The following is a 731-nucleotide window of genomic DNA, read 5'->3' on the forward strand; positions in this document are numbered from 1 at the left end:
TCCGGCGGCCAGCGGCAGCGCATGTCGATCGCCCGGGCGCTGGTCGTCCGACCCGACCTGCTCGTGTGCGACGAGGCCGTCTCGGCGCTCGACGTCTCGGTGCAGGGCGTCGTCCTCAACCTGCTCAAGCGCTACTCGAACGACCACGGCGCCGGCCTCATGTTCGTGTCGCACGGGCTGCCGGCGACCGCGTTCATCACGGGCGAGCTCGTCGTCATGAACCAGGGCGAGGTGGTCGAGTCCGGCCGCACGCTCGAAGTCCTCGAACACCCCAGACACCCGTACACGCAGAAGCTCGTCGACGCCCACCTGGCCGTCGAGGAGCCCGTGGCGTAGTCCCTCCCGGACGCGCCCGCCCTCCCACACGAAAGGCTCCACATGTTCCACCTCGGATGGTTCCTCGGCAACGGCTTCGGCATCCAGGCCTGGTCGGACACGAACGGCGACGGTCCCTGGACCGGCACGAACGTGACCGACTGGATGAAGCCCGACATCTACATCGACCTCGCGAAGAACCTCGAGCGCGGCGGCTTCGACTACATCCTCATCGAGGACACCGCGATGGTCGAGGACTCGTACCGCGGCACCGCCGACACCTCGCTGCGGCGCGGTTTCATGGCGCCGAAGAACGACCCCATGCCGCTCGTCCCGCTCATGACGCAGGCCACGAAGCACATCGGCATCGTCCCGACGTTCTCGACGATCCAGTACCCGCCGTACCTCGCCGCACG

General features: G+C 68.0%; 1 protein-coding gene and 1 pseudogene. Both read left to right on the plus strand.

Annotation, left to right across the window (positions count from 1 at the left end; all coding sequences use genetic code 11):
• Positions 1 to 336, plus strand: a 336-nt coding sequence (locus BIV01_RS02045) for an ATP-binding cassette domain-containing protein (protein ID WP_139199175.1), incomplete at its 5' end; no start/stop codon positions are given.
• 42 nt (positions 337 to 378) lie between these two features.
• Positions 379 to 731 (plus strand): annotated as a pseudogene (locus BIV01_RS02050) (LLM class flavin-dependent oxidoreductase); the annotation flags it as partial.

It is taken from the genome of Curtobacterium sp. MCBA15_013, from assembly GCF_001865095.1.
In the GTDB taxonomy this organism is placed as follows: domain Bacteria; phylum Actinomycetota; class Actinomycetes; order Actinomycetales; family Microbacteriaceae; genus Curtobacterium.